The 12,763-nt window shown below is 73.9% G+C and carries 11 protein-coding genes; 4 read left to right on the forward strand and 7 right to left on the reverse strand.

What is annotated here, in order from left to right; all coding sequences use genetic code 11:
• Positions 1-92: 92 nt before the first annotated feature.
• On the reverse strand, positions 93-2,039 hold the full coding sequence (gene dxs, locus L7N97_RS09440; protein WP_309242777.1) for a 1-deoxy-D-xylulose-5-phosphate synthase: 1,947 nt from the start codon (positions 2,037-2,039) through the stop codon (positions 93-95).
• A gap of 193 nt (positions 2,040-2,232) precedes the next feature.
• Between dxs and L7N97_RS09445 the strand changes: the two genes are divergently transcribed.
• Positions 2,233-2,817, forward strand: coding sequence for an HdeD family acid-resistance protein (locus L7N97_RS09445; RefSeq protein ID WP_237478056.1), 585 nt, complete (start codon positions 2,233-2,235; stop codon positions 2,815-2,817).
• 150 nt (positions 2,818-2,967) lie between these two features.
• Positions 2,968-5,661, forward strand: coding sequence for a pyruvate, phosphate dikinase (ppdK, locus tag L7N97_RS09450; protein WP_237478057.1), 2,694 nt, complete (start codon positions 2,968-2,970; stop codon positions 5,659-5,661).
• A gap of 112 nt (positions 5,662-5,773) precedes the next feature.
• Here ppdK and L7N97_RS09455 read toward each other — a convergent pair whose 3' ends face one another.
• From L7N97_RS09455 to L7N97_RS09470, 4 genes are all read right to left on the reverse strand, one after another.
• Positions 5,774-6,070, reverse strand: a complete 297-nt coding sequence (locus L7N97_RS09455; RefSeq protein WP_237478058.1) for a hypothetical protein — start codon at positions 6,068-6,070, stop codon at positions 5,774-5,776.
• 17 nt (positions 6,071-6,087) lie between these two features.
• Positions 6,088-6,918, reverse strand: coding sequence for an ABC transporter ATP-binding protein (locus L7N97_RS09460; RefSeq protein WP_237478059.1), 831 nt, complete (start codon positions 6,916-6,918; stop codon positions 6,088-6,090).
• On the reverse strand, positions 6,915-7,919 hold the full coding sequence (locus L7N97_RS09465) for a FecCD family ABC transporter permease (protein ID WP_237478060.1): 1,005 nt from the start codon (positions 7,917-7,919) through the stop codon (positions 6,915-6,917). The genes L7N97_RS09460 and L7N97_RS09465 overlap by 4 nt, the downstream gene beginning before the upstream one ends.
• A gap of 205 nt (positions 7,920-8,124) precedes the next feature.
• Entirely contained in the window at positions 8,125-9,159 is a 1,035-nt protein-coding gene (locus L7N97_RS09470; protein ID WP_237478061.1) for an iron ABC transporter substrate-binding protein, read from the reverse strand.
• A gap of 233 nt (positions 9,160-9,392) precedes the next feature.
• On the opposite strand from L7N97_RS09470, the gene L7N97_RS09475 reads away from it, so the two are divergent.
• A complete protein-coding gene (locus L7N97_RS09475; RefSeq protein ID WP_237478062.1) occupies positions 9,393-10,619 on the forward strand; it encodes a GGDEF domain-containing protein in 1,227 nt (408 codons plus the stop codon).
• An 11-nt stretch (positions 10,620-10,630) separates the two neighbouring features.
• Here the strand turns inward: L7N97_RS09475 and L7N97_RS09480 are convergent, their stop codons facing one another.
• Positions 10,631-11,344, reverse strand: coding sequence for a cytochrome c biogenesis CcdA family protein (locus L7N97_RS09480; RefSeq protein WP_237478063.1), 714 nt, complete (start codon positions 11,342-11,344; stop codon positions 10,631-10,633).
• 16 nt (positions 11,345-11,360) lie between these two features.
• Positions 11,361-11,759 (reverse strand): thioredoxin family protein, encoded by a 399-nt coding sequence (locus L7N97_RS09485; RefSeq protein WP_237478064.1) that lies wholly within the window; start codon positions 11,757-11,759, stop codon positions 11,361-11,363.
• Here L7N97_RS09485 and L7N97_RS09490 point away from each other — a divergent pair.
• Entirely contained in the window at positions 11,758-12,714 is a 957-nt protein-coding gene (locus tag L7N97_RS09490; RefSeq protein WP_237478065.1) for an alpha/beta fold hydrolase, read from the forward strand. The genes L7N97_RS09485 and L7N97_RS09490 overlap by 2 nt on opposite strands.
• The last annotated feature ends 49 nt before the right edge of the window (positions 12,715-12,763 follow it).

A 12,763-nucleotide genomic window follows, 5' to 3' on the forward strand; every position in this document is an offset into this window, starting at 1 on the left:
CGACGAAAGCGACGGCGGCCGCTCCCCTCTCCACGTGGAAGAGAGGAGCGGCCGCCGTCGCGTCGGATCGGATGACCCTCGTCGCGTCCGGCTCAGCCCGCGGCCTTGGGCACGGCGCGCGGCGCCGTGCGCTTGGACGCGTCCTCGGCCTTGCCCATGCCGAGCGCGTCCTGGACCTTGGCCACGATGCCCTTGGCGTCGAGGCCGGCCGAGGCGTACATCCGGTCGGGCTTGTCGTGGTCGATGAACGTGTCGGGCAGCACCATGGTGCGGACCTTCAGCCCGCCGTCCATCAGGCCCTCGTCCGACAGGAACTGCAGCACGAAGGAGCCGAAGCCGCCGACCGAGCCCTCCTCGATGGTGATCAGCACGTCGTGCTTCTCGGCGAGCGAGCGCACGAGGTCCTTGTCGATGGGCTTGGCGAAGCGCGCGTCCGCGACCGTTGTGCTGAGGCCCATGCCGGCGAGCGTCTCGGCCGCCTTCAGCGACTCGGCGAGGCGGGTGCCGAGCGACAGGATGGCGACCTTGGAGCCCTCGCGGATCACGCGCCCCTTGCCGATCTCGAGCGGCACGCCGACCGCCGGCATCTCCATGCCGACGCCCTCGCCGCGCGGGTAGCGCAGCGCGGAGGGGCCGCTGTCGTGCGCCGCCTGGGTGGCGACCATGTGGACGAGGTCGGCCTCGTCGGCCGCCGCCATGATGGTCATGTTGGGCAGGCAGCCCAGGAAGGCGAGGTCGAAGGAGCCGGCGTGGGTCGGGCCGTCGGCGCCGACGAGGCCGGCGCGGTCCATGGCGAAGCGCACCGGCAGGTTCTGGATGCAGACGTCGTGGACCACCTGGTCGTAGCCGCGCTGCAGGAAGGTCGAGTAGATCGCCACGAAGGGCTTGTAGCCCTCGGTCGCCATGCCGGCCGCGAAGGTCACGGCGTGCTGCTCGGCGATGCCGACGTCGTAGGTGCGGGTGGGATGCGCCTGGCCGAACAGGTCGATGCCGGTGCCGGACGGCATGGCGGCCGTGATGGCCACCACCTTGTCGTCCTTGTCGGCCTCCTTGATGAGGGACTCGCCGAACACGCGCTGGTAGGCCGGGGCGTTGGCCTTGGCCTTGGCCTGGGCGCCGGTGACGACGTCGAAGGCCACGACGCCGTGGTACTTGTCGGCCGCGGCCTCGGCCGGGCCGTAGCCCTTGCCCTTCTGGGTCACGATGTGGAGCAGCACGGGGCCCTTGGCCTCGTCGCGGATGTTGCGCAGCACGGGCAGGAGCTGGTGCATGTCGTGGCCGTCGATCGGGCCGACGTAGTAGAAGCCGAGTTCCTCGAACAGCGTGCCGCCGGTGAAGAATCCGCGGGCATATTCCTCGGTGCGGCGCGCCTTGTCGTAGAAAAACTTCGGCAGGTGGCCGGCGAGCTGCTTGCCGAACTCGCGCACGGTGCGGTAGGCGCCGCCCGACACGAGGCGGGCGAGGTAGCCCGACATGGCGCCGACGGGCGGCGCGATCGACATGTCGTTGTCGTTGAGCACGACCAGCATGCGCGACTTCAGCGCCCCGGCGTTGTTCATCGCCTCGTAGGCCATGCCGGCCGACATGGAGCCGTCGCCGATCACCGCGATGACGTTGTTGTCGCCGCCCGCGAGGTCGCGCGCCGCCGCCATGCCGAGGCCGGCCGAGATCGACGTCGAGGAATGGGCCGCGCCGAACGGATCGTATTCGCTTTCGGAGCGTTTCGTGAATCCCGACAGGCCTCCCGCCTGGCGGAGCGTGCGGATGCGCGAGCGGCGGCCGGTGAGGATCTTGTGGGGATAGGCCTGGTGACCGACGTCCCAGATCACGCGGTCGGCGGGCGTGTCGAACACCGCATGGATCGCCACCGTCAGCTCGATGACGCCGAGGGCCGAGCCGAGATGCCCGCCGGTGACCGACACGGCGCTGATGGTTTCGGCACGCAGCTCGTCGGCCACTTGGCGGAGGTCGGCGTCCGACATGCGCTTCAGCGCGTCAGGCGTGTCGACTTGGTCGAGAAGGGGCGTGGAAACGGTCACGACGGCCTCATGAGAAGAAGGTTTCGACGGTGAAGGATTTCACCCCGTTTAGGCGTAAGGCCGCGCGGACGCAAATGCGGGCCGGTCATGCCGCCCTGCAAATCCACCGTTGCTGACTTTCCCGCCACAGATTCAGAACAAAGATCTTCGGTCGCGCGCTTTTGTTCAGCCCGCGCCCACAGCACAGCGAGACATGACGATGACGATCCCGCAGTCGAGCCGCTTCACCCTGCGGCGGGGGGGCCTGCCGCCGACGGAACAGCTCCGGGCCAACTGGGGATGGTTCCTGGCGCTCGGCGTGCTGGCGCTCCTGGCCGGGTTCGCGGCGCTCGCCATCGAGGGCTTCGCCACCCTGGTGTCGGTGGTGACGATCGGCGTCATGGTCGGCATCGTCGGCGTGGTCGAGATCGTGCTGGGGTTCCGGGCGCGCGGCTGGGGCCAGGCGCTCTACTGGGAGATCAGCGGCCTGTTCTACATCGCGGTCGGCATCTTCGCCTGGGCCGAGCCCGTGCAGGCCTCCGTGGTCATCACGCTGCTGCTCGGCGCGGGGCTGCTCGCCGCCGGCATCGTGCGGCTCGTGTCGGGGTTCGGCCACCACGACCGCATGCGCGGGCCGCTGATCCTGTCCGGCCTCGTCACCGGGCTGCTCGGCCTCATCATCGTGATCGGCTGGCCCTCGAACAGCCTGTTCGTGATCGGCCTGCTGCTCGGCATCGAGCTGATCTTCACGGGGGTGAACTGGATCGTCTTCGCCCTGCGCCTGCGCTCCCACGCCTGACCGCCGGCGACCGTCCGCCGTCCCCGGCGGAGATCCCGCCGCGGCGGGGGACGGCCGGCGCCGAAGATCTCGCACCGCAGCATCCTTCGTGCTTTAAAGCCTGCGACGGCGGCCCCGTGCCGCGTTCCTAGGCAGAGCTGGAGCGGCGGCATGACGAAGTGGGTTTACGCTTTCGGCGGCGGACAAGCCGAGGGCTCCGGCAGCCAGCGCGACCTCCTCGGCGGTAAGGGGGCGAACCTCGCCGAGATGGCCCACCTCGGCCTGCCCGTGCCGCCCGGCTTCACGGTGACGACCGAGGTCTGCACCTGGTTCTACGACCACGACCGCCAGTATCCGGACAGCTTGCGCGGCGACGTCGCGGCGGCGCTGGAGGCGGTCGGCAAGCTCACGGACCGCAGGTTCGGCGACGAGAGCCAGCCGCTGCTGGTGTCCGTGCGCTCGGGCGCCCGCGCGTCCATGCCCGGCATGATGGACACGGTTCTGAACCTCGGCCTCAACGACCGCACGGTCGTGGCCCTGGCCGCATCGGCCAAAGACGAACGGTTCGCCTACGACAGCTACCGCCGCTTCATCCAGATGTACTGCAACGTGGTTCTGGACCTGCCGGGCCACGGCTTCGAGGAGATCCTGGAGGAGTTCAAGGAGCGGCAGGGCGCCGTGCTCGACACGGATCTGTCGGCCGCCGACTGGAAGACGGTGATCGAGCGCTACAAGGCCAAGGTGCTGGCCGAGACGGGGCAGCCCTTCCCGCAGGACCCGGTCGTGCAGCTGTGGGGCGCCATCGGCGCCGTGTTCTCGTCCTGGATGAACAACCGCGCCAAGACCTACCGCCGCCTGAACAGCATCCCCGAATCCTGGGGCACGGCCGTCACCGTGCAGGCCATGGTGTTCGGCAACATGGGCGACACCTCGGCCACCGGCGTCGCCTTCACGCGCAACCCGTCGGTCGGCACGCACGAGCTCTACGGCGAGTTCCTGGTCAACGCCCAGGGCGAGGACGTGGTGGCGGGCATCCGCACGCCGCAGAACATCACGGAAGCCGCGCGCATCGCCGCGGGTTCGGACAAGCCCTCGCTCGAGACCGTGATGCCGGAGGTGTTCCGGAGCTTCGTCGACACGACGCAGCTCCTGGAGAAGCACTACCGCGACATGCAGGACATGGAGTTCACGGTCGAGCGCGGCAAGCTGTGGATGCTGCAGACCCGCAACGGCAAGCGCACCACCAAGGCGGCGCTGAAGATCGCGATCGACATGGCCAACGAGGGGCTGATCACCCGCGATGAAGCGGTGCGCCGCATCGACCCTGCGGCGCTCGACCAGCTGCTGCACCCGACCCTCGACCCGAAGGCGCCGCGCGACCTCATCGCCACCGGCCTGCCGGCCTCGCCCGGCGCCGCCCAGGGCGAGATCGTGTTCACCTCGGAGGAGGCCGAGGCCGCCAAGGTGGCGGGCCGCAAGTCCATCCTCGTGCGCGCGGAGACGTCCCCCGAGGACATCAACGGCATGCACGCCGCCGAGGGCATCCTCACCACGCGCGGCGGCATGACGAGCCACGCGGCGGTCGTCGCGCGCGGCATGGGCAAGCCCTGCGTGTCGGGCGCCGGCACGATCCGGGTCGACGCCGCCAAGGGGACGATGTCCTGCGCCGGCGTCCTGCTCAAGAAGGGCGACCTCGTCACGGTGGACGGCTCGACCGGCCAGGTGCTGCGCGGCCTCGTGCCGATGCTGGAGCCGGAGCTGTCGGGCGACTTCTCGGCCCTGATGGAATGGGCGGACGCGTCGCGCCGCATGAAGGTGCGCGCCAACGCCGAGACCCCCGCCGACGCGCGGGCGGCGCGCCGCTTCGGCGCGGAAGGCATCGGCCTCTGCCGCACCGAGCACATGTTCTTCGAGGGCGACCGTATCGTCGCGGTGCGCGAAATGATCCTGGCCGACGACGAGGCCGGGCGGCGCGCCGCGCTCGACAAGCTGCTGCCGATCCAGCGCGAGGACTTCCGCCAGCTGTTCGGCATCATGTCGGGCCTGCCGGTGACGATCCGCCTGCTCGACCCGCCGCTGCACGAGTTCCTGCCCCACACCGACGAGGAGATGGACGAGGTCGCGGCCTCGCTCGGCCTTTCCGCCGACAAGGTGCGCCGCCGGGCGCAGGACCTCCACGAGTTCAACCCGATGCTGGGCTTCCGCGGCGTGCGCCTCGCCATCGCCTATCCCGAGATCGCCGAGATGCAGGCGCGCGCCATCTTCGAGGGCGCGGTCGCGGCCGGCAAGGATTCGGGCGAGGTCGTCGAGGCCGAGATCATGGTGCCGCTGGTGATGGCGGTGCCCGAGCTCGACCTCGTCAAGGGCCGCATCGTCGCCATGGCCGAGGCCGTGGCGAAGGAGACCGGCGTCGCCGTGCCCTACACGGTCGGCACCATGATCGAGCTGCCGCGCGCGGCCCTCAAGGCGGGCGAGATCGCCAAGGCTGCGGAGTTCTTCTCCTTCGGCACCAACGACCTGACCCAGACCACGCTCGGCATCAGCCGCGACGACGCGGCCTCGTTCCTCGGCCCCTACACGGCCAAGGGCATCCTCCCCGCCGACCCCTTCGTCACCCTGGACCAGGAGGGCGTCGGTGAACTGGTGGCGCTGGCGGCCGAGCGCGGGCGGGGCACGCGGCCCGGCATCAAGCTCGGCATCTGCGGCGAGCACGGCGGCGACCCGGCCTCGATCGCCTTCTGCGAGAGCCAGAACCTCGATTACGTGAGCTGCTCGCCCTTCCGCGTGCCCATCGCGCGGCTGGCGGCGGCGCAGGCCGCGATCGAGAAGAGCGGCGCGTCGAACGAGAAGCACAGGACGGTGTGAGGCGCGCCCTGGAGCCGTCGCCGCGCGCTTCGGCGTGCGGCTCCAGCGTCCATAGGCATCGCCACGCGGTCGGGCGGCTCCGCCTGATCGCGGTCCGCCCGGCCTCTCCCGCTCAGGGCGAGGCTGTCTTGCGGGCCTTCTCCTCCGCGTCGCGCACCTCCTCGTCCATGGCCGTGTGGACGCGGGGCGCGACGTCGCTGGCGATCGGCGCGTCGGAGCCCGCGGTGCGGCTGCCGCTCGGCGCCACGCCGCCCTTCCCCTTGGGCCCGCCCGACGCGTAGGCGTCGCCGCCCCTCGCCGGCTCGCCCGCGACGGGGCCGCCCGCCTGCACCAGGTCCTCGTTCTGCGCCGCCACCGGATCGGCGCGCTGCCCGGCGATCTCCTTGTCCCGATTGCCGTCGTCCGTCATCGCGCCCTCCCGGTGTGTCACCGCTCCGGCAACGTGGCGCCCGCCGCGAAGGTTCGCGCGCCCCCGCCGGGGCGGATCGGCGCGGCGCTGCCCACCACGCGCCGGCCGGACGGCGTCGCCTCGACCGCGAGCGGGACGCCGTAGAGGCGCGACAGCCGCTCGGCGGTGAGGAGGCGCTCGACCGGCCCCGCCTCGAAGCGACCGCCGGCCTCGATCACCGCCGCCCGGTCGGCCACCGCGAAGGCCTGCTCGGGCTCGTGGGTCGACACCAGCACGGCGAGCCCGTCGTCGGCGAGGCGGCGCACCACGCCCAGCACGCGGATGCGGTTGCCGAGGTCGAGGCTCGCGGTCGGCTCGTCCATGACGATCGCGCCGGCGCGCTGCGCCAGGGCGCGGGCGATCAGCGCGAGCTGCAGCTGCCCGCCGGAGATGCGCGTCGCGTCGCGGTCCCCGAGATGCGCGATGCCCATGGCGTCGAGCGCGTCCCGCGCGATCCCGATGTCGGCGCGGCCGGGGACCGCGAAGGCGCCGAGCGCCGCGGTGCGGCCCATCACGGCCAGGTCCAGCACCGTGTACGGGAAGGCGCCGGCGTGGGCCTGCGGCACGTAGGCGAGGCGGCGCGCGATGCCCGCGCGGGACAGGCCGGCCAGGTCGTCGCCGCCGAGCAGCACGCGGCCGGCCTGCGGCGGCAGCAGGCCGAGCAGGGTGCGGAACAGCGTCGTCTTGCCGACGCCGTTCGGCCCGAGCAGGCAGGTGACGGTGCCGGGCTCCAACGCGAGGTCGATGCCCGAGGCGACCCGCGCCGCGCCGTGGCCGACGGCGAGCCCTTCGGCGGCCAGCACCGTCACGGGGCGGCCCGCCGCTGGCCGCGCGCCAGCAGCGCCACGAAGACCGGCCCGCCGATCAGGGCGGTGAGCACGCCGAGCGGGATCTCGATGCGGGCGGCCGAGCGCGCCAGCGTGTCCACCATCACCATGAAGGCCGCGCCGAGCAGCACGGAGGCGGGCAGCAGCCGGTCGAAGCGCGGGCCCACCAGCAGCCGCGCCATGTGGGGCACCATCAGCCCGACCCAGCCGATCACGCCCGAGATCGCCACCACGGCCGAGGTGACGAGCGTCGCGGCCGCGATGACGACGAGCCGCAGCCGCGCGACGTCGACTCCGAGCGCGCGGGCCTCGTCGTCGCCGAGCGACAGGACGCCGACGCGCCAGCGGAAAAGCAGCAGCGGGGCGAGCCCGATCCCCACCGCCGGCAGCGTCGCGGCGACGTCGCCCGGCTTCACGCCGGACAGGCTGCCGAGCAGCCAGAACGTGATGGCCGGGAGCTGGTCGTAGGGATCGGCCAGCACCTTCACGAGCGAGATGGCGGCGCCCGCCAGCGCGCCCACCACGATGCCGGCCAGCACCAGCACCAGCACGTCCCCTCCCCCGCGCAGCGCCCGCGCGAGCCCCGCCACCACCGCGACGGTGAGGAGCCCGCCGCCGAAGCCGAGGAGCTGGATGGCGGCGACGGGCAGGCCGAGCAGGATGCCCAGCACCGCGCCGAGCCCCGCCCCCGTCGACACGCCGAGGATGTCGGGCGACACGAGCGGGTTGCGGAACAGGCTCTGGTAGGCGGCGCCGGCCGCCGCCAGCGCGGCGCCCACCACCGCCGCGGCGAGCACGCGCGGCAGCCGGATCGAGAAGAGCACGGTGGCGGCGGGCCCCTCGGCCGGGCGGCCCGAGGCGCGGCGCAGCACCGCGGCGAGCACGTCGAGCGGCGCGATGCGGTAGGGGCCGACCCCGGCCGCCACCACGGCGGCGAGCAGCAGCAGCAGCGCCAGGAGAGCGAGCGCCGTCGCGGTCCTCATCCTCGCCCTCTCGGCTCATCCCCGCGCGGGCGGGGATCCAGAGCGGATCCTTTCGCGCCCTCTCCGGGGTCATCCCGGCCCTGAGCCGGGATCCAGCGGCGCGTCCGCGTGTCCCTCCGGCAGGGTGGACCCGGTCGGACCGGCTGGGTCCCGGGTCTCCGCTGCGCTTCGCCCGGGATGACACCGTCGAGGGCGGGGACGCCGCTCACTTCGCCGCGCCGCCCGGCAGCGCGTCGAGCTCGGCGTCGGACGGGTCGACCTGGTAGAACAGGCGGAAGAAGTCCCGCACCTGCGCTCCGAGGTCGCCGCGCGCCTCGGCAGGGTAGAGGGTGTGCAGGAGCCAGGTCAGGCCGACGAGGCGGTTGATCGAGGGCGGCGCGTCGATGAAGCCGAAGGGCAGGCCGGGCGCGAGGAACACGCGCCCCCGCGCCACCGCCGGCACCGGCGCCCAGGCCGGCTGAGCCTCCACGCCGTCGCGGAAGGCGCGATCGAGCGTGATCACCGTGTCGGGCGCCCAGGCGATGACCTGCTCGGGCGACACGTGGACGAGACCGCCCTTCTCGCGCAGGCCCTCCACGACGTTGGTGGCGCCGGCGCGCTCGATGATCTCCGTGTTGATGGAGCCGCGCGAGCCCGTCTCCAGCCCCTCCGGCCCGCGCGCGAGGTAGACGCGCGGGCGCTTCGCCTCCGGCACGGCCGCGAGCACGCGGTCGACCTCGGCGAAGGTGGCCTCGGCCGAGGCCGCCAGCGCCTCGCCCCGCGCGGGCACGCCGAGGATGCCGCCCAGCAGCCGCAGGGCCGCGGGCGCGTTGCCGAAGCGCCCGTCGATCAGCACGTAGGGGATGCCGGTCTGGGCCTGCACGCGGTCAGCGAGCGAGCGGTAGGTGTCGTCGACGGTGCCGTAGTCGAGGATGAGGTCGGGCCTGGCGGCGATCAGGGTTTCGAGGTTCAGCGTGTCGCCGCGGCCGGTGAGGCGGCCGAGCTCGGGCAGGCCGCGCACGGCGGGCACGAGGAAGGGCAGCTCGGCCGGGCGCGGCGCGCGGTTCCAGCCGATCATGTCCTCGGGCGCCAGCGCGTAGAGCAGCGCCGAGGCCGGCGGGCCGGCGGCGAAGACCCGCGCGACGCGGTCCGGCACCTCGACGGTGCGGCCGGCGGAATCGGTGACGCTGCGGGCGGGGGCGGAGGCGCAGAGCGCCAGCAGCGCCAACGCGGCGAGGAGCAGGCGTCGGGGGAGCGGCATCGTCGTCCTCGTGCGGCGTCGCGGGACGCTATCGCGGCGGGACGGCGCGCGCCAGTGGCGGGGAAGGCTCGGACCGGCCGGGGGCGCCGCACATATGGCGCCCGGAATCGCGCGCCGGCTTAAGGGCGCGTTCAGCACGCGGGCCGAAACGGCCCGTGCCGGCCGGCCGCTCGGATAAACTCGCAAGCCCCGGCGCCGTATCGTCCTGCGGGGAACGAGCACGGGGGAGCGGGATGATCGACGTCAATCTCATCGGCGCGCCGGCCTTCTCGGTCGCGCGCCAGGGCGCCGACTTCGTCTTCACCGGATACAACCGCCGCATGGTGGAGCTGAGCGGCATCCCCCGCGAGGCCATCGTCGGCTTCAGCCCGGCCCGCTGCCTGCCGACCGCCATGGCCGAGGCCGTGACGGCGCGCTACCGGCGCTGCATCGGCGAGCGGCAGGCGATCGAGTCCGAGTCCTACCACGAGCTGCCGGGCGGGGGCCGCTGGTGGCACGTCACGCTGACGCCGGAGCTCGACGCCGCGGGCGAGGCCACCTCGCTGCTCGCCATCGCCACGGACGTCACCGCCCGCAAGGCGGCCGAGCGCGAGGGGCGGGAGGCCGAGGCCCGCCTGGCGCTCGCCCTGGACGTGCTCGACGGCGGCTTCTGGCACGTGGACGTCGCGTCCGGTGCCCTGCACGTGTCGCCGAAGCTCGCCGCGCTGGTGACGGGCCGCGCCGCCGCTCCCTCGAGCTGGGCCGAGTTCACCGCCGACATCCACCCCAGCGATGCCGCGGTCCTCGACCTCGGCCCCATGCTGCGCGGCGAGGTCGACGCCACCACGGTCGAGTACAGCGTCGACGGCCCGCGGGGCCTTCGCTGGTTCCGCTCGCGCCGGCGGCTGATCCGCGACGCGTCGGGCGCGCCGGAGCGCATCATGGGCGCGTCGCTCGACGTCACCGAACAGCACCTGGAGCAGGACAGGCTCGCGCGGGAAGCCCGGACCGACGCCCTGACGGGCCTCGCCAACCGCCGCGGCTTCGAAGCCAGCGCGGAGGCGTTCCTGAAGCGGACCGGCGGCGACTTCGGGCTGATCGTGCTCGACCTCGACCGCTTCAAGGCCGTCAACGACCTCCACGGCCACGCCGCGGGCGACCTCGTGCTCGGCGAGCTGGCCGCGCGCCTGCGCCGGGCCGTGCGGCCGGGCGACGTGGTGGCGCGGCTCGGCGGCGACGAGTTCGCCATCCTGGTGGGCGACGCGGAGGGCGACGCCTTGCCCTATCTGGCGCAGCGGCTGGTGCTGGCCGCCCAGCAGCCTGTGGCGACCCCGATGGGGGACCTGTCGGTCGGCGTCAGCGTCGGGATGACGCGGTCGCTGGCGGGCGACGGCGCCATCGCCGACCTCGCCGCGCGGGCCGACCGCGCCCTCTACGACGTCAAGCTCGCGGGCCGGGGGGCCTGGAAGCTCGCGGCCTGAGGCGGGTCCCGTCAGAACCGCGTCGTCGCGTCCGTCAGCCAGGCCGGCGAGGCGTCCACGAGGGCGGCCTCGGCGCGGCGGTCGAGCCCCGTGACGATGAGCAGGCCGGCGACGACCAGCAGCACGCCCAAAGCGGCCTTGAGCCCCGCGCCCGCCGCCAGCATGCGGCCGCGCCAGCGCATCAGGGCGCCGCGCGACACGGCGCCGAACAGCAGCAGCGGCAGGGCGGCGCCGAGGCCGAAGGCCAGCATGGTGAGCGCCACCTGCCCGAGGTCGCGCCCTTCGGCGGCCAGCGCCGAGGCGGCGCCGAGCGTGGGGCCCACGCAGGGGCTCCACACGGCGCCGAGCAGCAGGCCGAGGGCGAACTGGCCGGCGAGCCCGTCCCGAGAGAAGCCGCCGAAGCGCGCGTCGGCCCACTGCCCCACCGGGCCGGCCGCGGCCGCCAGGCGGGCCTGGAGCCGGGGCAGCACCAGCACGAGGCCCAGAAGGATCAGCACCACGGCCGCGGCCCGCCGCAGGCCGCCGGCATCGAGCCCGAGCGCGAAGCCGATCGTGGCGAAGAACAGCCCGATCGCCGTGAACGACAGGGCGAGGCCGCCCGCCAGCGCCGCCGGCCCGAGCCGCGACCGCGCGGCGGCGGCCCCGAGCACCACGGGCAGGATCGGCAGCACGCAGGGCGACAGGACGGACAGGATCCCCGCCAGGAGGGCGAGCCCCGTGCTCACGGCCGAGGACGACGGCTCAGAGCGCGCTGTCGAGCAGCTTGGCGATGGGCTCGGGGCGCGTCTCGCCGGTGGAGCGCGCCGTCTCCCGGTCGCCCTTGAAGGCGATCAGCGTGCTCTGCATCCGCGCGCCGAGCTGGCGCAACGCGTCCTTCTGCGAATCGAAGTCGACGTCCAGCACGACGAGGTCCTTGAACTTCGGCTGGGCTTCGAGGTTCGACAGGATGGGCCGCTGCGCCTTGCAGGTGGGGCACCAGGGCGCCGTCACGTCGACCAGGATCGGCCTGCCGGCGGCTTTGGCGGCCGCGAAGGCCGCGGGCGTGAAGGGCGCCACCTCGGCCGCCGAAGCGGCGGCCGGCAGGGACAGCGCGAGCAGCGCCGGGGCGAGGGCGGCGGCGAGGAGGCGGCGGGCGGTCATGCTGTCGGGCCTTCCGGTCGGGCATCCGGGATGGACGCGCTTCCTGCTACGATGGCGGGTGGCGGAGGTTACAGGGGTGGCGATGGCGTCGGCGGGCAAGGGCAGCGCGGTGGTGTGGCACTGGCGGGGGCGCGACGTGGTGGTGGGCACGACGCGGCTGGGCTCCGGGCCGCGGGCCCTGCTGCTGCCGGCGCTGAGCTCCATCTCGACGCGGGCCGAGATGGCGCCGCTGGCGGAGCGGCTGGCGGGGCGCTTCACGACGCTGTCGATCGACTGGCCGGGATTCGGCGCGGCGCCCAAGCCCGCGATGGCCTGGAGCCCGGAAGCGCTCGCCGCCTTCCTGCGCTTCGCGCTCGACGAGGTCGCGCAGGGGCCGGCGCTGGTCGTGGCGGCGGGCCACGCCGCCGGCTACGTGATCGCCGAGGCTGCGGCGCGCCCCGCGCCCGGTCGGCGGCTCGTCCTGGTCGCGCCGACGTGGCGGGGGCCGCTTCCCACGATGCTGCGCCGGCGCCCGGCCTGGCTCGGCCGGCTCGCCCGGGCCGCCGACGTGCCGGGGCTGGGCTCCGCGCTCTACCGGCTCAACGTCAACCCCGCCATGGTGCGCGTGATGGCCCGCGCCCACGTCTACGCCGACCCGGCCTGGCTGACGCCCGAGCGCGAGGCGGCGAAGCGCGGCGTCACCGGCGCCGAGGGCGCGCGCCACGCCGCGGTGCGCTTCGTGACGGGGGAGCTCGACCCGTTCCGGGACCGCGCCGATGTTCTCGCCGCCGCGGCGGCGCTGCGCGAGCCCGCGCTGGTGATCTACGGCGAGGACGCGCCGCCGAAGTCCCGCGCCGAGATGGAGGCGCTCGCCGCCGTGCCGGGCATCGCCGCGCGGGTGCTGCCGCGCGGGAAGCTCAGCCTGCACGAGGAGTTCCCGGACGCCGTGGCGGGGGCGATCCTGGACGCCGTGTGAGCCCCGGGCCCGGCGGCCGAGGCGCCCGTCCTCCCCCCGAGGGGAGAGG

Origin of the sequence: Lichenibacterium dinghuense, assembly GCF_021730615.1 — a bacterium.
Lineage (GTDB): Bacteria > Pseudomonadota > Alphaproteobacteria > Rhizobiales > Beijerinckiaceae > Lichenihabitans > Lichenihabitans dinghuensis.